Origin of the sequence: Pseudomonas sp., from assembly GCF_032058845.1 — a bacterium.
Classification (GTDB): Bacteria; Pseudomonadota; Gammaproteobacteria; order Pseudomonadales; family Pseudomonadaceae; genus Aquipseudomonas.
The window spans coordinates 26,082-46,849 of sequence record NZ_DAMCCR010000026.1; the positions used below are offsets into that span (position 1 = coordinate 26,082).

The 20,768-nt window shown below is 63.9% G+C and carries 21 protein-coding genes; 6 read left to right on the plus strand and 15 right to left on the minus strand.

Features of this window, described 5'->3' with window-relative positions:
- Positions 1–89 precede the first annotated feature (89 nt).
- Positions 90–1,610, plus strand: coding sequence for an MFS transporter (locus tag RT028_RS07555; RefSeq protein ID WP_312934081.1), 1,521 nt, complete (start codon positions 90–92; stop codon positions 1,608–1,610).
- A gap of 260 nt (positions 1,611–1,870) precedes the next feature.
- On the opposite strand, the gene RT028_RS07560 is transcribed toward RT028_RS07555, so the two are convergent.
- Complete coding sequence (locus RT028_RS07560; protein WP_312934082.1) at positions 1,871–2,236, minus strand: cupin domain-containing protein; 366 nt, start codon at positions 2,234–2,236, stop codon at positions 1,871–1,873.
- Between the two features lie 32 nt (positions 2,237–2,268).
- Positions 2,269–3,567 (minus strand): FAD-binding oxidoreductase, encoded by a 1,299-nt coding sequence (locus RT028_RS07565; protein WP_312934083.1) that lies wholly within the window; start codon positions 3,565–3,567, stop codon positions 2,269–2,271.
- A gap of 373 nt (positions 3,568–3,940) precedes the next feature.
- On the opposite strand from RT028_RS07565, the gene hpaR (RT028_RS07570) reads away from it, so the two are divergent.
- Positions 3,941–4,363, plus strand: a complete 423-nt coding sequence (hpaR, locus tag RT028_RS07570; protein ID WP_312934084.1) for a homoprotocatechuate degradation operon regulator HpaR — start codon at positions 3,941–3,943, stop codon at positions 4,361–4,363.
- Positions 4,364–4,423: 60 nt separating this feature from the next.
- Here the strand turns inward: hpaR (RT028_RS07570) and RT028_RS07575 are convergent, their stop codons facing one another.
- A complete protein-coding gene (locus tag RT028_RS07575) occupies positions 4,424–5,017 on the minus strand; it encodes a helix-turn-helix domain-containing protein (protein ID WP_312934085.1) in 594 nt (197 codons plus the stop codon).
- A gap of 252 nt (positions 5,018–5,269) precedes the next feature.
- Between RT028_RS07575 and RT028_RS07580 the strand changes: the two genes are divergently transcribed.
- Both RT028_RS07580 and RT028_RS07585 read left to right on the plus strand, forming a co-directional pair.
- On the plus strand, positions 5,270–6,439 hold the full coding sequence (locus RT028_RS07580; RefSeq protein WP_312934086.1) for a p-hydroxyphenylacetate 3-hydroxylase oxygenase component: 1,170 nt from the start codon (positions 5,270–5,272) through the stop codon (positions 6,437–6,439).
- 73 nt (positions 6,440–6,512) lie between these two features.
- A complete protein-coding gene (locus RT028_RS07585; RefSeq protein ID WP_312934087.1) occupies positions 6,513–7,454 on the plus strand; it encodes a p-hydroxyphenylacetate 3-hydroxylase reductase component in 942 nt (313 codons plus the stop codon).
- A gap of 65 nt (positions 7,455–7,519) precedes the next feature.
- Here the strand turns inward: RT028_RS07585 and hpaI are convergent, their stop codons facing one another.
- The 8 genes from hpaI to RT028_RS07625 all read right to left on the minus strand — a co-directional run bounded on the left by hpaI (position 7,520) and on the right by RT028_RS07625 (position 14,984).
- Positions 7,520–8,323 carry a 4-hydroxy-2-oxoheptanedioate aldolase gene (gene hpaI, locus RT028_RS07590; protein WP_312934088.1) on the minus strand — a complete coding sequence of 268 codons (804 nt, stop codon included), beginning with the start codon at positions 8,321–8,323 and terminating at the stop codon, positions 7,520–7,522.
- Positions 8,324–8,333: 10 nt separating this feature from the next.
- Positions 8,334–9,137: a 2-oxo-hept-4-ene-1,7-dioate hydratase gene (gene hpaH, locus RT028_RS07595; protein ID WP_312934089.1), complete on the minus strand. Its 804-nt coding sequence runs from the start codon at positions 9,135–9,137 to the stop codon at positions 8,334–8,336.
- 17 nt (positions 9,138–9,154) lie between these two features.
- A complete protein-coding gene (locus RT028_RS07600) occupies positions 9,155–10,462 on the minus strand; it encodes an MFS transporter (protein ID WP_312934090.1) in 1,308 nt (435 codons plus the stop codon).
- A gap of 53 nt (positions 10,463–10,515) precedes the next feature.
- Positions 10,516–10,926 carry a 5-carboxymethyl-2-hydroxymuconate isomerase gene (locus tag RT028_RS07605; RefSeq protein ID WP_312934091.1) on the minus strand — a complete coding sequence of 137 codons (411 nt, stop codon included), beginning with the start codon at positions 10,924–10,926 and terminating at the stop codon, positions 10,516–10,518.
- 56 nt (positions 10,927–10,982) lie between these two features.
- Positions 10,983–11,906, minus strand: a complete 924-nt coding sequence (gene hpaD / locus RT028_RS07610; RefSeq protein WP_312934092.1) for a 3,4-dihydroxyphenylacetate 2,3-dioxygenase — start codon at positions 11,904–11,906, stop codon at positions 10,983–10,985.
- Between the two features lie 176 nt (positions 11,907–12,082).
- Entirely contained in the window at positions 12,083–13,543 is a 1,461-nt protein-coding gene (hpaE, locus tag RT028_RS07615; protein WP_312934093.1) for a 5-carboxymethyl-2-hydroxymuconate semialdehyde dehydrogenase, read from the minus strand.
- 5 nt (positions 13,544–13,548) lie between these two features.
- Positions 13,549–14,316, minus strand: a complete 768-nt coding sequence (locus RT028_RS07620) for a fumarylacetoacetate hydrolase family protein (RefSeq protein ID WP_312934094.1) — start codon at positions 14,314–14,316, stop codon at positions 13,549–13,551.
- Positions 14,313–14,984 carry a fumarylacetoacetate hydrolase family protein gene (locus RT028_RS07625; protein ID WP_312934095.1) on the minus strand — a complete coding sequence of 224 codons (672 nt, stop codon included), beginning with the start codon at positions 14,982–14,984 and terminating at the stop codon, positions 14,313–14,315. The genes RT028_RS07620 and RT028_RS07625 overlap by 4 nt, the downstream gene beginning before the upstream one ends.
- Positions 14,985–15,153: 169 nt before the next feature.
- Between RT028_RS07625 and hpaA the strand changes: the two genes are divergently transcribed.
- Both hpaA and hpaR (RT028_RS07635) read left to right on the plus strand, forming a co-directional pair.
- On the plus strand, positions 15,154–16,059 hold the full coding sequence (gene hpaA, locus RT028_RS07630) for a 4-hydroxyphenylacetate catabolism regulatory protein HpaA (RefSeq protein ID WP_312934096.1): 906 nt from the start codon (positions 15,154–15,156) through the stop codon (positions 16,057–16,059).
- Positions 16,060–16,241: 182 nt separating this feature from the next.
- A complete protein-coding gene (hpaR, locus tag RT028_RS07635; protein ID WP_312934097.1) occupies positions 16,242–16,664 on the plus strand; it encodes a homoprotocatechuate degradation operon regulator HpaR in 423 nt (140 codons plus the stop codon).
- 61 nt (positions 16,665–16,725) lie between these two features.
- Here the strand turns inward: hpaR (RT028_RS07635) and RT028_RS07640 are convergent, their stop codons facing one another.
- The 4 genes from RT028_RS07640 to RT028_RS07655 all read right to left on the minus strand — a co-directional run.
- Positions 16,726–16,995 (minus strand): hypothetical protein, encoded by a 270-nt coding sequence (locus RT028_RS07640; protein WP_312934098.1) that lies wholly within the window; start codon positions 16,993–16,995, stop codon positions 16,726–16,728.
- 280 nt (positions 16,996–17,275) lie between these two features.
- Positions 17,276–18,622: a J domain-containing protein gene (locus RT028_RS07645; protein WP_312934099.1), complete on the minus strand. Its 1,347-nt coding sequence runs from the start codon at positions 18,620–18,622 to the stop codon at positions 17,276–17,278.
- Between the two features lie 490 nt (positions 18,623–19,112).
- A complete protein-coding gene (locus tag RT028_RS07650; protein ID WP_312934100.1) occupies positions 19,113–19,670 on the minus strand; it encodes a hypothetical protein in 558 nt (185 codons plus the stop codon).
- A gap of 271 nt (positions 19,671–19,941) precedes the next feature.
- Positions 19,942–20,768, minus strand: an 827-nt coding sequence (locus RT028_RS07655) for a rhodanese-like domain-containing protein (protein WP_312934101.1), incomplete at its 5' end; no start/stop codon positions are given.

A 20,768-nucleotide genomic window follows, 5' to 3' on the forward strand; every position in this document is an offset into this window, starting at 1 on the left:
GTGGCACGCCCCGCGCACTGGCGTCATTTGGCGCCAGCGTCCAAGCGTGCATCCCGCCGTCTGTTTCCTGACCTTCGAGTACCCTTCGCATGCCCAATGCCAATCCCAGACGCTGGTTGATCCTGATCGCCGTCATGCTGGCGTTCCTGCCGATCGTCATCGACATGACCATCCTCCACATCGCCGTGCCCTCGTTGACCCAGGCGTTGGCAGCCTCCAGCACCGAGGTGCTGTGGATCATCGACATCTACCCGTTATTGATGGCCGGGCTGCTGGTGCCGATGGGCACCTTGGCCGACCGCGTCGGCAACCGGCGTATTCTGCTCTGTGGCCTCGCGGTATTCGGTGTGGCCTCGATGCTGGCAGCCTTCGCCACCTCAGCGCCCTGGTTGATCGCTGCACGCATGGTCCTGGCGCTGGGCGGGGCGATGATCATGCCGTGCGTGCTGGGCATCATCCGCCGTACTTTCGATGACGAGCGCGAGCGCGCCCTGGCCCTGGGCATGTGGGGCACGGTCGGCGCGGCGGGCGCCGCTGTGGGGCCGTTGATCGGCGGCGCGTTGCTGGAGCACTTCTGGTGGGGCTCGGTGTTTCTGATCAACGTCCCGCTCATGGCGCTGGTGCTCCCGGTGGCGTGGCTGTTGCTGTCACGCACCGAAGCCACCACGCCCGGCCACTGGGCCATCGGCCAGGCGCTGACCTTGATCGCCGGCATCATTGCGCTGGTGTATGGCCTCAAGGCCGGCATGGCCGGCACTCAACCGCTGCCGCTGGCGCTGGGCGTGCTCGGCGCTGGGCTGGTATTGCTCGCCGTGTTCGCCCGCCAGCAATTGCGCACGGCCACGCCCATGCTGGACTTGTCGCTGTTCAGCCACCCGGTACTGGTGGCGGGGCTGGTCATGGCGTTGATGACCATCGGCGCGCTGGCAGGCGTCGAGTTGACCTTGGCGATGGAGCTGCAATACGTACTCGACAAAACGCCGCTGCAGGCCGGGGTGTTCATGATTCCGATCATGGCCGCCGCAGCGGTGGGCGGCCCGGTCGCGGGTTATCTGTCGAATCGCTTCGGCGTGCGCGCGGTGTCGAGCCTGTCGCTGGCCATTTCTGCGGCGGCGCTGGGCTACCTGGCGTTTGCTGACTTCGATGCGCCAGGGCTTGCGGTGCCCGCGGTGCTGGCAGTGCTGGGGCTGGCGCTGAGCATCGGCCTGACGGCATCGTCGATTGCCATCATGAGCGCCGTGGAGGCCAGCAAGGGCGGTGCGGCCGGGTCGCTGGAAGCCACTGCCTACGAGCTGGGCACCGGCCTGGGTATTACCTTTTTTGGCGTGTTCATGTCGCGGGTGTATGGGCACAGGCTCATAACCCCGGCAGACCTGCCTCCGCCGCTGGCGCAGCGCGCCGCGCAGTCGATAGGCGACAGCTATGTGGTGGCAGGCGAGTTGACGCAAGGCCAGGGCAGGGCGCTGATCGATGCCGGCAAGGCGGCGTTCTCGACCACCCACTCGGTGCTGCTCAGCACGTGTGCAGTCATGCTTGGCCTGCTGGCGCTGGTGATTTTCGTGTTGATGGGGCGCCAGGTGCCGGTCGGCAACAGCGCAAGGTCGGACTAGGCATTTCATACAGCGCCCAGGTCGCTGCCCTTGAGCCTTGAACCGCCAGGGCCAACGCTCAGCCGCACACTCTGCAGCTGAATGGGGCGGTAGCGCCGGCTCTATCGGGTGGGGTGCAACAGGGGTGTAACGAAGGTCTGGCGCCGTTTCGCTGCAGCGCCGAGGCCGTAGCGCTGTCCCGTCTTGAGCGATCCACGCGCTGCCAGGCGCCAAGAGCCTGCAAGACGGCGCAGGCTTCAGGCGCCGTCTTGCGTCAGGCCTCAGGCCACGGCCAGGTAATGCTTGACGAACGATTCGCTGAGCACTTCCCACAGCACTGGCGTGCCCTTGGTCACGAACCACGCATCGCCCGCCTTGAAGCGGCTGACCTGGCCGGTGGATTCGTCGGTCAGCTGGATTTCCCCGGTGACGATCACGGCCTGCTCATCGAACGGGTAGACCATGCGGAACTTGCCCTTGGTGGTGCCGAAATAGGCGCTGCTGACGGCATCGGTCGGGGCGCCATGGGTCATCTTGCCGAAGGCTTTGACATCGCCTTCGAGGATGTCCGAACCCATGTCGGCGACCGAGCCCCAGGCGTCGAGGTCGGACAGTTGAATGCCTTGTCTGGCGGCAGTAAGGGTCATTGCGGTGCTCCTGTGGGTATGAAAAGTGAGGCTCAACGACGGCCGTTGAAATAGCCCGACAGCTGGTGCGCGGCCTTGCCGCCAGTGAGCAGCAGCGGGCGCAGGTAATCCTTGCCGATGATGCGTGAGTGCTTGACCGAGCTGAGCAGGTCGTACCGCGCCGATCCTTCGCGCATGCCTTCAGCAAGAATCTTGCAGACGATGTGGCTGGGCGTGACCCCGAAGCCCGAGTAACCCTGCACGTAAAAGGCGTTGGGCCGGTGGCTCAAGGTGCCGATCTGCGGGAACAGGTTGGCACTGGTGGCCATTGGACCGCCCCAGGCCAGGTCGATGCGCACGTCCTTGAGGTAGGGGAAGATCTTCAGCATCAGCGCGCGGTTCCAGGCTTTGAGGTCCAGCGGAATCCGCTCTACCACCGACGTGGCAGCGCCGAACAGCAGGCGGTTTTCACGGGTGACACGGAAGTAGTCGATGACCGGGCGGATATCGCTGTAGGCCCCGCGGATCGGGCTGATGCGCTCGATCAGCTCATCCGGTAGCGGTTCGGTAACCAGTTGGAAGGCGTAAGTGTTCAGGGTGCGCGCGTGAAGCTCTGGCTCCAATTTGTCGAGGAAGCTGTCACAGGCCCACAGCAGCTTGCTGGCGCGCACAGAACCACGCCCGGTGCGTACGGTGATGCGCTCGCCGTAGGTGACCTGCAAGGCCGGGCTGTTTTCGAAAATCCGCGCACCATGGCCTGCCAGGGCCTGAGCCTCGCCCAGCAGCAGGTTCAAGGAATGCACGTGTCCCCCGCCCATGTGCAGCAATGCGCTGCTGTAGGCGTCGCTGCCAATGATCTGCTTGACCTCCGAGCCGCCGAGAAAACGGATCTCGTCACGATCGTTGATGGCTTGGAAGTCCTTTTCCCAGGCACGCAAGGTCTTTTCCTGGCGCTTGTTGAAGCCCATGTAGCCATAGCCGTGGCAGAAATCGGCATCGATGTCGTAGCGCGCAATACGCTGCTTGATGATGCCGGCACCCAGTTCGCTGAGCGCGAAGATCTCCCTGACGCCCTGGTCGCCCACACTGCTTTTGATCTTTTCCAGGTCATGGCCAATACCGGCCATGATCTGCCCGCCGTTGCGCCCGGTGCCGCCAAAACCCAAATGGCGGGCCTCGAGCACCACCACATTGGTGATACCGTTTTCTGCCAGCTCCAGGGCCGTGTTGATGCCGGAGAAGCCGCCGCCAATGACCACCACATCGGCATCGATGTCACTTTCCAGGGTCGGAAAGCTCAGGTTGTACTTGCGGGTCGCGGAATAATAGGTAGGGGTCTCGATGTTGATCATGACGCAGCCTGTTGAATTGGAATTGTGAGAGGGCCATCGCCTGGGCGCTTGCACGTGAGAGGATTAAGCACCTAACGGTCGGTAGGTGTCTTGCCTGAGGCTGCCATGCGTTTGGCTGAGCCTGCCACGCAAAGGCTGCAGTCTGCCCTGGAGAATTGGCGCCGGATTGCCCATCACGTGGTCCATGAATATGTTAAGAAATGACCTGCGTGATCGTTGCAACCTCGCCTTTCGATGAAGCGGTGATTGCTGCGTCCACTAGCGCTAGCGCCCCATCAACGGCGCTCGACGCTCCACTACTTGGTTAATGTATTAATGAGCGCGGGCTGGCATACTCGCCGGCCCGCTTTCATCCACACTGTTCCAGGACCGCATGACCACACCCAGACCCTCCCTGACGCTGACCTTGCTGCAAGCCCGCGAAGCGACCATGGCCTTCTTTCGTCCGGCGCTCAACGCCCACGACCTGACCGAGCAGCAATGGCGGGTGATCCGTATCCTGCGTCAGCAGGGCGAGCTTGAAAGTCATCGTCTGGCTGAGCTGGCGTGCATTCTCAAACCCAGCATGAGTGGCGTGCTCAAGCGTCTGGAGCGCGATGGCATCGTGGCGCGGCGCAAGTCTGCCGAGGATCAGCGCCGGGTATTCATCAACCTGACGGTCAAAGGCCAGCAGGTGTTCCTTGCCATGAGTGAGGAGATGGGGCGCAATTACGCGAACATCCAGCAGCAGTTCGGTGACGACAAACTGCAGCACCTGATGCAGTTGCTCGATGAGATGAAGAAGATCAGACCCTGACAGCGCTCGGGCGCTTTCCAAAAAGTCTTGAGACAGCGCCCACCAAGGTCGACACAGCCCCTAGCGATTCAGCGACAGCGAATCATCGAGAATCTTCAGTAACGAAGCCGCACGCCGCGCGTAGATGGCGGGGTCGGCGTACATCAGTTCGACATGCAGGCTGTCGATGATCCCCAGGTACGCATCGGCGTAGATCTCTACGCGGGTGCTGTCGCGCTGGGCCCAGTCGAAACGGCTGCGCAATGCCTGGCTGAAACCCTCGCGTATTTCTTCAAGATGGCGTTCGAAACTGGCGGTGACCGACGCTTTGACGTCAGTGGGCGGCAGGAACGCCGTGCGCAGGATCAGGCGCAGGTTGTCCGAGGTCTGGTAGCGCTCGGGCAGGTTCAGGACCAGCCAGTGGCCAGGCGCGACCTGAGCGGCGGCTTCTTCACGGTACGCGCTTTCGACGAACAGCGCTTCAGCCGCCAGCGCGCTTTCGAACGCCGCGACGAACAACGCATCCTTGTTGACAAAATGTGCATACAGCGACGCCTTGCGCATGCCCGCCAGCTGGGCGATCTCATTGAGTGAGGAGGCGTCGTAGCCGTAGGTGGCGAAATGGCCGATGGCCGCCTCGCAGACCCGTGCTGCGGAAGGGGAAAGCGCTTTCAATGCAGTGACTCCGTCAGGGGCGCGGGCAGGCCGCGCGCGGTTCGCCAGCGATTGTGGTGGGCGCTGGGGCAGGGGTCAATCATTAGCGGGTGGGCGGGGGCGGCAGGCCATGGAAAGTACAATGTTCCCGTCGTAACGTGCATTTCTCGACCTCTTTTGCCGCCACATACTGAGCGCGTCATCGAGACCCTGCGGCTGCCGGACGTTGTCGCCGGCCAGCTTGCGGGTCATCCAATAATAAAGAGACCGTTCATGAAAAAGCCCAATCCCTTGCTGGAAGACCTCAAGGCCATTCTGCCGGCCATCGCCGCCAATGCCGTCACGGCCGAGCACGCGCGCAGCGTGCCTGCAGACAATATCGCGCTGCTGAAAAGCATCGGTATGCACCGCGCGTTTCTGCCCAAGCTGTACGGCGGCCTGGAAATCTCGATGCCGCAGTTCGCCGAGTGCATCGCAGTGCTGGCCGGTGCCTGCGCCAGCACAGCCTGGGCGATGAGCTTGCTGTGTACGCACAGTCATCAGATGGCCATGTTCCCGGCCAAACTGCAGCAGGAGGTGTGGGGCGATGACCCGGATGCGACGGCCAGCAGCAGCATTGCGCCGTTTGGCCGTACTGTGGAAACCGAGGGCGGTGTGACGTTCAGCGGCGAAATGGGCTGGAGTTCGGGCTGTGACCACGCCGAATGGGCGATCCTCGGCTTCCGCCGGCCCAATGCCGAAGGCGCCCAGGACTACTGCTTCGCTGTGCTGCCGCGCAGCGACTACGAGATCCGTGACGACTGGTATGCCGTGGGCATGCGTGGCAGCGGCAGCAAGACCCTGATCGTGCGTGATGCGTTCGTACCTGAACACCGCATCCAGAAAGCCAAGGAGATGATGGAAGGCAAGTCGGCAGGTTTTGGCCTCTACCCCGACAGCAAGATTTTCTATTCGCCGTACCGGCCGTACTTCGCCAGCGGCTTCTCCACCGTGAGCCTGGGCATCGCCGAGCGTATGCTCGAGGTGTTCCGCGAGAAGACCCGCCACCGCGTACGCGCCTACACCGGCGCCGCCGTTGGCGCTGCCTCCCCGGCGCTGATGCGTCTGGCCGAGTCCACGCACCAGGTGGCCGCCGCCCGCGCTCTGCTGGAAAAGAGCTGGAACGAGATCGCCGAGTACAGCGAGCGCCACGAATATCCCTCGCGCGGCACGCTGGCGTTCTGGCGCACCAACCAGGGCTATGCGGTGAAAATGTGCATCCAGGCCGTCGACCGCCTGATGGCAGCTGCCGGCGGCGGCGCCTGGTTCGAGTCCAATGAACTGCAGCGGCTGCTGCGCGACTCGCACATGACCGGCGCACATGCCTACACCGACTACGACGTCTGCGCACAGATCCTTGGCCGTGAGCTGATGGGCCTGGAGCCGGACCCCTCGATGGTCTGAGCCGCGCGTCCTGTTTCCCGCACAAGCACAATAACGAATATGGCAGGCCGCTCGGCCTGCCTGGGAGTCTTGCATGTCCGATTCAAACCCAACCGCTGATTTCGACACCCGCGCGTTCCGTCGTGCGCTGGGCAACTTCGCCACCGGCGTGACGGTGGTCACCGCCGCTGGCCCGAGCGGGCGCAAGGTGGGCGTCACCGCCAACAGCTTCAACTCGGTGTCGCTGGACCCGGCGCTGATCCTCTGGAGCATCGACAAGCGTTCCAGCAGCCATGGGGTGTTCGAGGAAGCCTCGCACTTTGCCGTGAACATTCTTGCGGCTGACCAGATCGACCTGTCGAATACCTTTGCCCGGCCGAAGGAAGATCGCTTCGCCGACATCGACGTTGAACAAGGGGCAGGCGGTGCGCCGCTGTTGCTCGACTGTGCGGCGCGCTTTCAGTGCGAGAAATTCCAGCAAGTGGACGGTGGTGATCACTGGATTCTGATCGGCAAGGTGGTGGCCTTCGACGATTTCGGTCGCTCGCCACTGCTGTACCACCAAGGCGCCTATTCGATGGTCCTGCCGCACACCCGCATGACCCAGTCTGCCGAGGGTCAGGCGCCGAGCAGCCACTTCCAGGGCCGCCTGCAGCACAACCTCTATTACCTGATGACCCAGGCCCTGCGCGCCTACCAGGCCGACTATCAGCCACGCCAGCTGAGCACCGGCCTGCGCACCAGCGAAGCGCGCATGCTGATGGTGCTGGAGAACGACGCCGGATTGAGCCTGAACGAGCTGCAGCGCGAAGTGGCCATGCCCGTGCGTGAGATCGAGGAAGCCGTCGCCAACCTCAAGCGTAAAGGGCTGATCGCCGACGACGACGGTCGCGTGCGCCTGTCCGGTAAAGGCGTGGACGAAACCGAAGCGCTCTGGAGCATCGCCCGCGAGCAGCAAGACAAAGTGTTCGGGCAGTTCAGCAGTGAGCAACTGGACACGTTCAAGACCGTGCTCAAGGCATTGATCGAGGTCTGATCGTCAGCCACACCTGAAAACGGCGCCCTTGCGGCGCCGTTTTCATTTCCAATGGTGCAGCCGACTCAGTAGACGCTGCCGCTCGCTGTACTCACCGCCGACGTTCCTTTGAACGCGCCCGCCAGGTCGCTCAGCCCGCGCATCAGCACGCTGGTGTCCACGCCTACCGCCACGAAGGCAGCGCCCAGTTCGATGTAGCGCCGCGCCAGTTTCTGATCCGCGCTGAGAATCCCTGCCGCTTTGCCCGCCGCCACGATGCGCACGATGGCGTCCTCGATGGCGGCCTGGACTTCAGGGTGCCCAGGGTTGCCGCGGTGGCCCATGGCAGCGCTGAGGTCAGCCGGGCCGATGAACACGCCATCGACGCCTTCGACCGCGAGGATCGCATCCAGATTGGCCAGGCCTTCCAGGTTCTCGATCTGCACCAGCAGGCACATCTGTGCGTCGGCGTGGTCAAGGTAGCCGGGGATGCTGTTCCAGCGCGAAGCGCGAGCCAGGGCGCTGCCCACGCCGCGCACACCGGTTGGCGGATAGTGCACGGCCTTGACCATCTGCCGCGCCTGCTCGGCGCTTTCGACCATCGGCACCAGCAAGGTCTGCGCGCCGATGTCGAGCACTTGCTTGATCAGCGCCGTGTCACCGATCACCGGGCGAATCACGGCCTGGCTGGCGTAGGGCGCCACCGCCTGGAGCTGCGCGAGCATGCCGCGCAGGTCGTTGGGTGCGTGTTCGCCGTCGATCAGCAGCCAGTCGAAGCCGGCATTGGCAGCCAGTTCCGCGCAGTAGGCGTCAGCCAGGCCCAGCCACAGGCCAATCTGCGCCTCACCGCTGCGCAGGCGCTGTTTGAAAGGGTTGATGGGCATGTCCATGGTCAGCTCCTCAAACGAAACGGCAGGCGATCGAACCGAGCATGTCGTAGTCGACATGGAACGTGTCGCCAGGGCGGGCGGCCACAGGGCGGGTGAACGAGCCGCCGAGAATGATCTGCCCCGGCTGCAGGGTTACATCATAGGCGGCCAGCTTGTTGGCCAGCCAGGCGACGCCCTTGGCCGGGTGGTTGAGCACCGCGGCGCTGACCCCGGACTCCTCGATCACGCCATTGCGGTACAGCACGGCCGGCACCTTGCGCAGGTCGATCTCGGTCGGGCGCACGGCACGCCCACCCATCACCACGCCTGCGTTGGCGGCGTTGTCGGAGATGGTGTCGAACACTTTGCGGGTCACCTGCGTTTGCGGATCGACCTGCTGGATACGCGCATCGATGATCTCCAGTGCCGGAATCACCCACTCGGTGGCGTCCAGTACGTCGAATACGGTCACGTCAGGGCCTTTGAGCGGTTTGCCCAGAATGAAGGCCAGCTCGACTTCGACCCGCGGGACGATGAAGCGCTCGAACGGGATGTCAGTGCCTTCGTCGAACAGCATGTCGTCGAGCAGGGCGCCGTAGTCAGGCTCGGCGATGTTCGACGACACCTGCATGGCGCGCGAGGTCAGGCCGATCTTGTGGCCGACCAGCTTGCGCCCGCTGGCGATTTTCTTCGCCACCCAGGCGCGCTGAATGGCGTAGGCGTCTTCGATGGTGATGGTCGGATGGTCGAGGGAGAACTGGCGCATTTGCTCACGCGAGCGTTCAGCGTTATCCAGGCGCTCGGCGGCCTGTTGGATCAGCGTGTTGTCAAGCATGGTCAAGGTCTCTGCGTTCAAGGATTGACGAGGGCGGCCCGGGTGCGCAGCACCAGCAGGCCACCGAGGGCGATGAAGACGGCGAGGGCGTACAGCGCCAGGCTGGCGCTGTGGGTGGTGTCGCGCACCCAGCCGATGAAATAGGGCGCCGCGAACGAGGCAATGCTGCCCAGTGAGCTGATCAGGGCGATGCCTGCTGCCTGGGTGCGCGTGTTGAGAAATGCTGGCGGCAGTTGCCAGAACATCGGCAGTGCAGCGCTGGCGCCCATGCCGGCGAGCACCAGCCCGGCCAGCACGGGCCACGGTTGTTCGGGGGCAATGCCGGTGATGGCAATTCCGCTGGCCGCCATCAGCAGCGGTACGCAGAGGTGCCAACGGCGTTCGCGCTGGCGGTCACTGGAGCGCCCGCAGGCCAGCATGAACACGCAGCCTGCCAGGTACGGCACGGCGCTGAGCAAGCCGACGCTGGCGTCACTGCCGATGCCAGCGGTGTGGATCAGGCTGGGCATCCAGAAAGCCAGTGTGTTCACCGCCAGCATCACCGCGCAGTACACCGCCACCAGCAGCCAGATCGCTGGGCTTGCAACGATGCCGCGCAGCGAGGTGACGGTCTTGCGCTGCTCCTCAGTACCGAACTGGGCGTGCAGGACCGCTTTCTGCTGATCACTCAGCCAGCGCACCTGCTCGAAACGCTCCGGCAGCACGGCCAGCACCACCAGGCCCAGCAGCACCACAGGCGCGCCCTCGAGCAGGAACATCCACTGCCAGCCGCGCAGCCCGCCCGCGTCGTGCAGGAAGGCCAGAATCGCCCCTGACACTGGCCCGCCGACCACGCCCGCCAGCGGCACGGCAATGGCGAACAGCGCGGTGACCTGGGCGCGGCGCCCGGCCGGGTACCAGCGGTTGAGGTAAACCAGAATGCCGGGGAAGAAGCCGGCCTCGGCAGCGCCCAGGGCAAAGCGCAGCAGGTAGAACGACTGGCTGGTTTCGATCAGCAGCATGCTGGTGGACAACAACCCCCACACCACCATCAGGCAGGCAATCCAGCGCCGCGGCCCGACGCGGTCGAGCATCAGATTGCTGGGCACACCGAACAGGGCATAGGCGATGAAGAACAGCCCGGCGCCCAGGCCATACACCGTGTCGGACAGGTGCAGGTCCTGGTTCATCTGCATCTTGGCAAAACCAATGTTGATGCGGTCGAGGTGGGCGAACAGGTAGCAGATCAGCAGCAGCGGCATCAGCCGCCAGGTCACCGTACGGTGGGTGCTGGCAGCGAGTTCGGCGTGGCTGCGGGGCAGCGAGGCAGCGTCGAGTGTGCTCATGATGTTTGTACTTATTGTTGTGTTGTAGGGTGGGGCGGGCGGTGTAGCGGCGCTTATACCGGGCGGTTGAACAGCGGGTGCAGCGTGCTGTGCTTGGCGTCATAGACCTGCTGGGCGCTTTCGTCGATCTGCAGGGTGATACCGATCGGGCGCTGTTGCAGCAACGGGTCGAGGCGCTGCTTGAGCAACTGCAGCAGGCTGTCGCCGACGGTTTTGTGCACGCTGGGGCTACGACCGCCGCCCATGCGCAGGTTGGCGTAGAGGAAGCCGTAGTCACCGTTGCCGTCAGCCACCGCGCAGTGCGCGGCCGGGTAGGCCAGTACGCGGGTGCCGCCGGTGGGGAACACCGCTTTGCCGGCCTCGTCGCGTTGTTCAAGCATGCAGTCGGCGAGGGCGCGGCACAGGCCGGGGACATCCGCCTCGGCTTCCAGGTCAGGGGTGTAGAGCAGAACCAGGTGTGGCATGGAAGACCTCCGTGGGGCGCGGGCGCCAGGCCGCCAGACGCGGCCCGGCCTGGATATCAGAGGCGGCTGGTGGACGCCACGCCGGCCAGGTTGGTCGCCTGAGCGGGCGGAATCGCGGAGCCGTCCTGCGGGGTGACCGGGAAGATCGCGTTGATCTGGCCGGTGCCGGAGGAGCCGAAGTAGGGCGTCACCACCTCAGCCTTGCCGTCGTACGCCGCCCAGCCCAGCGCGCCGAGCAGCATCGCGGTGTCATGCATGAAGCCTTCGCCATGACCCTTGGCGGCATATTCGGGCAGCATTCCGCAGAATTCGGCCCACTCGGCGTTTTCCCACATCTTCACCACGCGGTGGTCGAGGGTTTCCAGGAACGGGCTCCAGACCTTGGTGGCAAAATCCGGTGCCTGGCCGTTCTGGGCGAAACGGTGTGACAGCGAGCCGCTGGCCAGAAACGCCACGGTGCCGTCGTAGTGATCTTCCACGGCTTTGCGCATGGCCCAGCCGAGGCGGGCGCTGTCGGCCAGGTAGTGCGAGGTGCACAGCGCCGAGACCGAAATCACCTTGAAGTGCTGGTCTTCGTTCATGTAGCGCATCGGCACCAGGGTGCCGTATTCCGGACCGAGGGTGGTGGCGTGGTGGGCCATGGTGTCTACACCGAACTGATTGCAGGTTTCGGCCAGCAGCAGGCCAAGCGCGGTGTTGCCGGGGAAGGCGTACGGCATGTTGCTGATGAAGTGCGGCAGTTCGTTGCTGGTGTACACACCTTCGAAATGCGGGCCACACAGCACGTGGTAGTTGGCATTGACCAGCCAGTGGGTGTCGAACACCACGATGGTGTCCACGCCCAGGTCACGGCAGCGGCGGCTGATCTCGTAATGCCCGTCGATGGCCGCCTGGCGAAAGCCGTGGCGCGGGCCAGGCAGTTCGGACAGGTACATGGACGGTACATGGGTGATCTTGGCAGCCAGAGCGACGTTGCCCATGGGAATCTCCGGTTAGAGGATGTTGTTCTAAAAAGCTGACGAGGTGCTTGTGGGGGGCTGCGTTCCGGCATTTCGGCGCTCCGGTTCAGTCGCGAAGGGCGGCAAAGCCGTACTCACTCAAGCGCCGCCTGCCGCCCGATAAAGCGCGATTGCGGTGATTGCTCGGCAAAACGGCTTCACACCCCCCAGCGCGGGATGTGATGGCTGCCCATGGAAATGCACACGTTCTTGATCTCGGCGAACACTTCAAAGCTGTACTGACCGCCTTCACGGCCGGTGCCCGAACCTTTCACGCCGCCGAACGGCTGGCGCAGGTCACGGACGTTCTGGCTATTGATGAAGACCATCCCTGCCTCTATGCCACGCGCCAGGCGATGAGCCTTGCCTATGTCCTGGGTCCAGATGTAGGAGGCCAGGCCGTACTCGGTGTCGTTGGCCAGTTGCAGCGCCTCGGCCTCGTCCTTGAACGGGATCAGGCACACCACCGGCCCGAAGATCTCTTCCTGGGCGATGCGCATCTGGTTGTTCACATCGGCGAACACCGTCGGCTGGATGAACTGACCTTTGGCCAGGTGCGCCGGCAGGCCGGCAGGACGCTCCAGGCCACCTGCCACCAGGCGTGCACCTTCTTCCATGCCGATCTTGATGTAGCCGGTGACCTTGTCGTAGTGCGCCTGGGTAATCATCGAGCCGACCTGAGTCTTCGGGTCGGTCGGGTCACCGACGATCAGGCGCTTGGCCCGTGCCGCAAACTCGGCCACGAACTGCGGGTAAACGCTTTCCTGAATGAACACGCGGCTGCCAGCGGTGCAGCGCTCGCCGTTCAACGAGAAGATGGTGAACAGCGCCGCATCCAGGGCACGGTCGAGGTCGGCGTCTTCGAAGATCAACACCGGAGACTTGCCGCCCAGCTCCATCGAGTACTTCTTCAAACCAGCGGTCTGCATGATCTTACGACCGGTGGCGGTGCCGCCGGTGAAGGAGATCGCACGCACGTCCGGGTGGCGCACCAGCGCATCACCCGCGGTCGCGCCATAGCCCTGGATCACGTTCAGTACGCCGCTGGGAATCCCGGCCTCGACCGCCAGGCGGCCCAGCTCGTTGGCGGTCAGCGGCGACAGCTCGCTCATCTTCAGTACCGCCGTGTTGCCCAGCGCCAGGCAGGGCGCGGTCTTCCACGTGGCGGTCATGAACGGCACGTTCCACGGCGATACCAGCCCACACACGCCAACCGGCTGGTACAGGGTGTAGTTGAGCATCTGGTCATCGACCGGGTAGCTGTGGCCGTCCATGCGCGTGCAGACTTCGGCGAAGAAGTCGAAGTTGTGCGAGGCACGTGGGATCAGTACGTTCCGGGTCTGGTGGATCGGCAGGCCGGTGTCGAGGGTTTCCAGTTCGGCCAGGTTCGGCACATTCTGCTCGATCAGTTCACCGAGCTTGCGCATCAGGCGCGCGCGCTCCTTGGCTGGGGTGTTGGCCCACTTCGGGAACGCGTCCTTGGCGGCCGCTACAGCCTGGGCCACTTCGTCGGCACCGCCGCTGGCGACTTCACCGATGGCCTCGCCGGTGGCGGGGTTGTAATTGATGAAGGTGTCTTTGCTCTCGACCTCACGGCCGTTGATCCAGTGCTTGATCATGCTGCTTACGCCTTGTTGTTCTTGAAGAAGTCAGCTTCGCTGACGATGCGGTTGACCAGGCGGCCCACGCCCTCGACTTCCACCACCACTTCATCGCCGGGGACCACGTCGGCCAGGCCCTCCGGGGTGCCGGTGGCGATCATGTCGCCCGGTTGCAGGGTCATGAAGCTGGAGAAGTATTCGATCAGGTGCGGGATGTCGAAGATCATGTCCGCTGTGGTGCCTTCCTGTTTCAGCTCGCCGTTGATCCAGGTGCGCAGGGTCAGGTCGCTGACATCCGGTACGTCGCTGGCATCGACGATCCACGGGCCGACCGGGGTGGTGGCGTCGCGGTTCTTCACCCGCAGGTTGGGCCGGTAGTAGTTTTCCAGGTAGTCGCGGATGGCGTAGTCGTTGCACACGGTGTAGCCGGCCACGTAGTCCAGTGCATCTTCGCGCTTGACGTTCTTCGCCGGTTTGCCGATCACCGCCACCAGTTCGCACTCGTAGTGCATGTAGGCGATGCCGTCCGGGCGCCAGGTGGTTTGCTGGTGCCCGGTGTAGGTGCCTGGCGACTTGATGAATGCCAGTGGCTCGGTCGGCGGGGCGAAGGCCAGCTCGCGGGCGTGGTCGGCGTAGTTCAAGCCCAGGGCGAACATGCTGCCATTGGCCGGTGGCAGCCACTGGACCTGATCTTCGGCCAGCAGGTGGCCATCGGCCAGGCGTACGGCGTTGTCGGCTTCGACGGTGACGCTGTGGACAACGCCCTCGTGGCGGATGCGTGCGTGTCTCATGCCTGTTCCTCCGCTTCGGCGACGATGGTATTGGCCAGTCGGCCAAGCCCGCTGATCTCGACTTCCACCAGGTCACCCGGCTTGACGTCGACGCGGCCTTCAGGGGTGCCGGTGATCAGCACATCGCCGGCGTGCAGGGTCATGAACTCGCTGAGTTCAGCGATCAGTTGCGGGATGCTGCGCACCAGGTTGGCCGTGGTGTTTTCTTGCACGACGGCGCCGTTGACAGACAGCGTGAGGGTCAATTGGTGAGGGTCGGCAATCGCCGCCACCGGCACCAGATCAGGACCGATGGTGCAGAAGCCGTCACGGCACTTGGCCTTGACCGCCGGGCGGTAGTAGCTGTCTTCCGGCAGGCTGAATTCGTTGACGATGGTGTAGCCGGCCACGTGGGCCAGTGCCTGTTCAGCGCTGATACGGGTCGCATCCTTGCCGATCACCACACCCAATGCCGGGCCCGGTTGCAGGCGCTCGCCGCTTGGCTGAATGACCTTGCCGCCGTGGGCGTTGCGGGTGTTGGGGGTCTTGATGAACAGCACCGGCTTGATCGGCGCCTGCTTGTAGGGCGGCTGCTCGAATTCGGCCAGAAGCTGCTGCAGCAGACCGGTGTAGTTCAGCGCGACGCCGAACACGGTGCCGTGGGCAGCGTCATGCAACGCATGGCTCATGGTTTTCTCCTATTGGGCGGGCAAAGCGCAGTGAGTCCGCCGGATTCATTAATGTGTTAATGTTATAGTTAATATGTTAACGATGGTCAAGGCTTGTGGTGTGCTGCCCACGTTGTGGACGCTCCAGCGGCATGGCACATTGGCTCACGTACCCGATGGACACGCAGCAATGAGCAACCGGCATCCCATTCCGAACATCAACATCGGCCAGGTCTACGACCAGCGCTACAGCGACAGCGAGGTGCACTACGACCGACTCGGCAACCTGGCCGGTTTTTTCGGTCGCAACATGCCGGTGCATCGCCATGACCGCTTCTTTCAGGTGCACTACGTCAAATCCGGTACGGTGCGGGTGTACCTGGATGACCAGCAGTTCATTGAGTCGGGACCGATGTTTTTCCTCACGCCGCCCACCGTGACCCATTCGTTCGTGACCGAGCCGGAGAGCGACGGGCATGTGCTGACGGTGCGCCAGCAGCTGGTGTGGCAGTTGATCGAGTCGGACCCAAGCCTGGTACCGGCGGGCCTGCAGGTGCCGCCGGCCTGCGTGGTGCTGGCCAAGCTGCCAGCGGCCGATCAGGCCGAAGGGGCGCGGCTGGCGCGCTGGCTGGAGGCGCTCAGCGAGGAGTTCTCCAGCCCCTTTCCAGGGCGGGAGGCGGCGCTGCAGTCGCTGACCCGACTGATCATGATCAGCCTGCTGCGGCTGAGCCCGAACGCGCGCGAGGCGACCCCGGCGCGGCATGAAGACCTGAAGATCTTCCACCGCTTCAACGCCCTGATCGAGGATCACTACCTTGAGCACTGGCCGCTGGCGCATTACGCCGCGCAAATGGGCGTGACCGAGGCGCGGCTCAACGACATCTGCCGACGCATCGCCGATTTGCCGTCCAAGCGTCTGGTGCTGGAGCGGCTGATGCAGGAAGCCAAGCGCTTGCTGCTGTTCTCGGCCAGCTCTGTGAACGAGATCTGCTACCAGCTCGGGTTCAAGGACCCGGCCTATTTCAGTCGCTTCTTTCACCGCTATGCCGCGCTCACCCCGGGTGAGTATCGGCAGCGACAGACAGCATTGCAGTAAGAGGGCCACGTGGCGGTACCTGTGGGCATTGTCATTGTTTGTCGACGATGCTCGCAGCTTGCCGGCAGCCCTTGAAGGGGTTTTCCGTGGAACAGATTGTACTTTCCATGGGTTAAAACGGTTGTCGGCTGTGCCCCACGCCCCTAATCTTCGCTGTTCGGACTCAACGGCAGGCTTTTCCCATGACCCAGACCCATCCCTCGCTCACCCTGAGCCTGTTGCAGGCCCGTGAGGCGGCAATGGCCTTCTTCAGGCCGCTGCTCAATGAACACGGCCTGACCGAGCAACAGTGGCGGGTGATTCGTATCCTGCATCAGCAAGGAGAGCTGGAAAGCCATCAACTGGCGCACCTGGCCTGCATCCTCAAGCCGAGCATGACCGGCGTGCTGGGGCGGCTGGAACGTGATGGGCTGGTGAGCCGACGCAAGGGAGTCGAAGATCAGCGGCGGATGTTCGTCACCCTCACTGCGGCGGGCCAGGCCTGCTTCGAGGCCATGCGCGGTGACATGGAAGCCAACTACGCCAAGATCCAGGCGCAGTTCGGGGCCGACAAGCTTGAGCAACTGATGGCCCTGTTGAATGCGCTCAAGCGGGTCGAACCGTGAGCTACGATGCGCGCCAGGTGGGGTGCTGAAGGGCCGTGCAATCGGGCTGATGCGCTAGGCCCTAGGCATGACCTGCGAGGAACACGCCCTGGGCCGTTTGACCAAAACTGCCAGCGCCAGCGCCGCTGGGCCTGCATTCAACGCCCAAGGTCGCGGCCTGGCCGGGAACATCATCGCCTTCGGGCAGCAGGCGCGGTGCGCCCAGCGCATGGCTGCTCAAGCCATTGCCACCAGGTGCCCGGCCGATGCCCAGATCGATGCGCTCCGGAAACAGCCCGCCGAGCAGGGCAAAGGTTTCGGCCACCTTGTAGGGCTGGTCTGTAATAAGCACGCTTACTTCAACCATTTGCTGTTTCTCGAAACAGATCTCAGCCAACAGCTGACACTGAACGCCGGCGGCGCCATGCGAGCGCGTTGCGCCGGCCATCGTGGTGGGTGTGGATGTTCTGCAGACTCTCGAGGATGCGTGAAATGCCAGTGGCCCAGCGCTGGGGGTAAATCACTTCCAGCAGGTCAGGGCACGGGGGCCGAGCCCCTCAGCGCGGCCACCTGGGTCGCACCCTTCGAGTGCTGCGCTCGATGGAGCGTCGGATGATCTGGCTCGACGGCGCCTAGAACTGGTCTTCCGACAGCGCCTTGATCGTCGCGTTGCCGTTCACGACTTTGTAGAGGGTCACTGTGACCACACTGTACTCAGTCCCGCGCGAGGTGGTGGTCTGGTGCAGCTGAATAGGCCCCGCGCGCGACAGCTCGCCGCTATCGAGGGCTCGATAGCGGATGTCGTAGGCGCCTGGCGGCAGCTTCCTGACCACGAACTGGCGGTGGGCCGGCACGAACACCTGCCTGACGGGTGTGGCGGCAGCGCCTTGTAACGCCACCACTTTCAAGAACACGTCGGCGCTGTTCTTGGAGTTATCGATGGTGACTTCCGAGAGCCCGTTGTCGAGGCTCTGCGGCTCACCCAGCAGATACCCGGCAGTCGCCGGCCAGGGCTGCCCATTGGGTGCTGTTTCAGGCCTCACATATGCAGGCTGTGCAGGTGCGCTGGCCGCGAACCGCTGTTCGGCATGGGGCACCAGAATCTGCGGTGCGGCGTCACGCCAGAACGCTGTGTGGATCACTGCCACCGCAAGACCCGCCACCACAGCGGCAATGGCGGCCAGCTGCACGAAGAACCTGGGATGAACCAAGCCCCAGCTGTTTTTCAGTTGCTTGGGCCGGCTTTTAGGTCCCGACTCGCGCATGAACTGCTCAAGGTTACCGATCAGCGTGGCTTTCTCGATCCGCGTGGTGTCACGGCGGCTCAGCGGGCTGGGAATCTTGCGCGCGAACTCCAGCGCGCGCAGGGCCAGTGATTGCGCCAGGTCGGGGCGGCCGGAGACGTAGAAATACGACGACTGATGGGCCAGCATCCGCGCGTTTTCCAGGGGTGGCTGGGTGCCGCCGAACAGGTTGATCAGCAACGCTTGCAGGGTGTAGATCGGGCCCCAGGGCACGCTCCACCACCCCAGTAGCCAGGTGCTCATCGACGCCTGCAGCGCTTGCTTCTGCGCGCAGTCACTGCAATACACGCCCGTGATGGTGCGGCGATAGCTCACCAGCACCAGGCTTTTCACCGCGCGAAAAATCACTACCCTGGGCTGCGCCGACACTTTGCCGCAGAGCATGCACGTGACTGGCGCGGGGATCGAAGGGGGCGTGGCGTAGGGTGCTGGGTCTGGCGACGCCCTGCGCTGCGTGGTCTGGTCATAGCGAGCGCGCCGCGCCGGCGTCGAGAGCACCGAATAGGCTTCGTTCAAACGCTGGAACTCAGGCGTGGTGTCGCGTCCGGGATTTCGGTCGGGGTGCAGGTCCATGGCGCGGCGACGGTAAGCGGCCTTGATCTGCGCATCGGTGGCGGCCGGGTCCAGGCCGAGCGTGGCATACAGGTCGTGAACGTCGGCTTTGTCGCGGGGCATGAAACGGTCCTGGGCGCGCTGGCGGGGCACTATGAGCGGTTTGGAATATCGTGCAGACCCTGGCAGCGGCCGTGGCGGTCGCGCAGGTGTGGGCCGTAGGCGGCTCGAATGCAGGTACGTCTGCGGGAACAACTTCAGTAAAGCGGCCTGCGGCGTTGAACAAGGCAGTGACACCTGGCCGATGGCGCTCCCCTCGCAGTACTCCCGCACCTCAGTGGGGCCTGGCGGGCAACGGTTCTGCAGTTGGACGCCCCGCCTGTTTACACCTTGCCTGACCTTCGGATCAAGACGTTCGATACAGATTCTAGCCCTGTGCATCGGCCGTTATGCCGGAAACTTGAAAGCGTCAGGCTGTTTTTTGCGCATGCATCGAGGGTTGTCGCGGTGATGACGATAAGCGTTGCTGGGTCAGCGGTTTTCATATCCGGACGAGGGCCATGAGGGATTGAGACTGGGCACTCAGTGGAGCGCCACCAGCAGGCAGCCCCGTTCAGGGTGAGCATTGACCGTTCTGCAGGAAGCTTTTCAGCGCGGCCTGGTAGAGCACCAAAGGCTGATCGTTCGCAGCGAACAGCGCAAAGGGGATCAACGTGAGATGCGAGTACGACGTGGAACTGAGGGAGTAGGTTCTTTGCCGACAAACGCCGTGCGCGTTGCTCAATGCGAAATTGAACGTGTAGAGGCCTGAACGGGTACACCAGGTAGGAATCAGGCCAAGGCTCAGACCCGTCAGGTAATCTTGTCCGCAAGCGCCGCCCGACGATGCCTGCGTGATGTTTATCGCCAATGTGGGAAGCGGCAGGGTTGCCCGGTTGGAGCCGATCGCTTGCGCCTCGGGGATGATCTTCAATGTCGCGGCGTAGGCGTCACTTTCGAAACGACTGTTTTTCCAAGGCGAGTTCACCTCGTAGGTGAAGCTGGCGACGTGTTCCCTGTCTGCAGGCTCACCGGGCTTGCCGATGGGCGGTTCGGACGAGTAGGACGCGCAGCCGGAACACACTGTCGCAATCGCGACCCCAAGAAGCCCAGCGTTTATCCAGCGGTACATGCTCTGCCTTATTTGATGATCGATGAGTGGCCTGTCTGCCGATGGGTCACTGGGTCGAACTCACCGCACAGTGGTGTCGACCCGATAATTCCATCGGCTGCGTCAGAAGCATAGAGGGACGTGCTGGTGTTGTCCTCACAGGGCCGCAATCAACACAGGCGAAAGGTTCGGCGCGACATGGCAGGATCGCTGCTTGGCGTGCATGGAGGTTCGCGTCGCAGGGACGTTCATGCACGCCACTGCCGTCAACCTTGAACCCGACTACCCACCGTCAAACCACCGCAAACCCATGAGTGCCATCGCGCCCCAACTGCGCGACCAGCCCGAACTCCCAGTCCAGGTACCCCTGCATCGCCTCGCGCGGGTTGTCCGTGCCTTCGTACGGGCGCCGGTAGCGATCGCTGCGCGGGACGGCCAACTGCGCCTCGCCGTGCTCCAGCGGCAGGTCTGCGCCGACCCAGCGGGCGGTGCCACCTTCGAGTACGTACACCGGCGTACGGGTCAAGGCTTGCAGGTCGTGGGCGGCGAAGCGGGCCAGCAGGCTGCTGCCGCAGGTCAGGACATAACGCTCGGCTTGGGGCAAACGCTCCAGTGCGGCGGGCAGCTGGGCGCGAATGGCCCAATGTGCGCCAGGCACATGGCGCTTGACGTAATTGGCGCTGGTGGTGAAGTCCAGCACCACGGTGCCGTCTCCGCGCAGCCAGGTGGCCAGTTGTTCGACGTTTGTCTCGGTGACCGCAGGCACCTCAGGCAGGGGCGGCTGCCAGTCGCCATGCTCGGCAAAATCGGAGGCGACCAGCGCATCGACCACCGCCACCTGCCAGCCCATCTGCGCCAGCCACGAGGCGGTCATGTTGGCGCGCACGCCGTCGTTGTCCACCAGCGCCAGGCGGGCGCCGCGCACACTGGCGAAATGGTCGGTTTCCTGCACCAGTTGCCCGCCGGGCGTCGAGCGGCTGCCGGGCAGGTGACCGGCGCTGTACTCCTCGGGCGTGCGCACGTCGAACAGGTAGGTGGTGCGGGACGCGTCGGCTTGCCATTCAGCCAGCCCATGACGGGTGATGCGCTGCACCCCGGCGCGCGCGGCGACGGCACGGG

What these genes read in the sequence shown, in the direction of transcription:
- RT028_RS07555 (WP_312934081.1), top strand. Translation starts at nt 90, where the DNA reads ATGCCCAATGCCAATCCCAGACGCTGGTTGATCCTGATCGCCGTCATG.
- RT028_RS07560 (WP_312934082.1), bottom strand. Translation starts at nt 2,236, where the DNA reads ATGACCCTTACTGCCGCCAGACAAGGCATTCAACTGTCCGACCTCGAC.
- RT028_RS07565 (WP_312934083.1), bottom strand. Translation starts at nt 3,567, where the DNA reads ATGATCAACATCGAGACCCCTACCTATTATTCCGCGACCCGCAAGTAC.
- hpaR (WP_312934084.1), top strand. Translation starts at nt 3,941, where the DNA reads ATGACCACACCCAGACCCTCCCTGACGCTGACCTTGCTGCAAGCCCGC.
- RT028_RS07580 (WP_312934086.1), top strand. Translation starts at nt 5,270, where the DNA reads ATGAAAAAGCCCAATCCCTTGCTGGAAGACCTCAAGGCCATTCTGCCG.
- RT028_RS07585 (WP_312934087.1), top strand. Translation starts at nt 6,513, where the DNA reads ATGTCCGATTCAAACCCAACCGCTGATTTCGACACCCGCGCGTTCCGT.
- hpaI (WP_312934088.1), bottom strand. Translation starts at nt 8,323, where the DNA reads ATGGACATGCCCATCAACCCTTTCAAACAGCGCCTGCGCAGCGGTGAG.
- hpaH (WP_312934089.1), bottom strand. Translation starts at nt 9,137, where the DNA reads ATGCTTGACAACACGCTGATCCAACAGGCCGCCGAGCGCCTGGATAAC.
- RT028_RS07600 (WP_312934090.1), bottom strand. Translation starts at nt 10,462, where the DNA reads ATGAGCACACTCGACGCTGCCTCGCTGCCCCGCAGCCACGCCGAACTC.
- RT028_RS07605 (WP_312934091.1), bottom strand. Translation starts at nt 10,926, where the DNA reads ATGCCACACCTGGTTCTGCTCTACACCCCTGACCTGGAAGCCGAGGCG.
- hpaD (WP_312934092.1), bottom strand. Translation starts at nt 11,906, where the DNA reads ATGGGCAACGTCGCTCTGGCTGCCAAGATCACCCATGTACCGTCCATG.
- hpaE (WP_312934093.1), bottom strand. Translation starts at nt 13,543, where the DNA reads ATGATCAAGCACTGGATCAACGGCCGTGAGGTCGAGAGCAAAGACACC.
- RT028_RS07620 (WP_312934094.1), bottom strand. Translation starts at nt 14,316, where the DNA reads ATGAGACACGCACGCATCCGCCACGAGGGCGTTGTCCACAGCGTCACC.
- RT028_RS07625 (WP_312934095.1), bottom strand. Translation starts at nt 14,984, where the DNA reads ATGAGCCATGCGTTGCATGACGCTGCCCACGGCACCGTGTTCGGCGTC.
- hpaA (WP_312934096.1), top strand. Translation starts at nt 15,154, where the DNA reads ATGAGCAACCGGCATCCCATTCCGAACATCAACATCGGCCAGGTCTAC.
- hpaR (WP_312934097.1), top strand. Translation starts at nt 16,242, where the DNA reads ATGACCCAGACCCATCCCTCGCTCACCCTGAGCCTGTTGCAGGCCCGT.
- RT028_RS07645 (WP_312934099.1), bottom strand. Translation starts at nt 18,622, where the DNA reads ATGCCCCGCGACAAAGCCGACGTTCACGACCTGTATGCCACGCTCGGC.
- RT028_RS07650 (WP_312934100.1), bottom strand. Translation starts at nt 19,670, where the DNA reads ATGTACCGCTGGATAAACGCTGGGCTTCTTGGGGTCGCGATTGCGACA.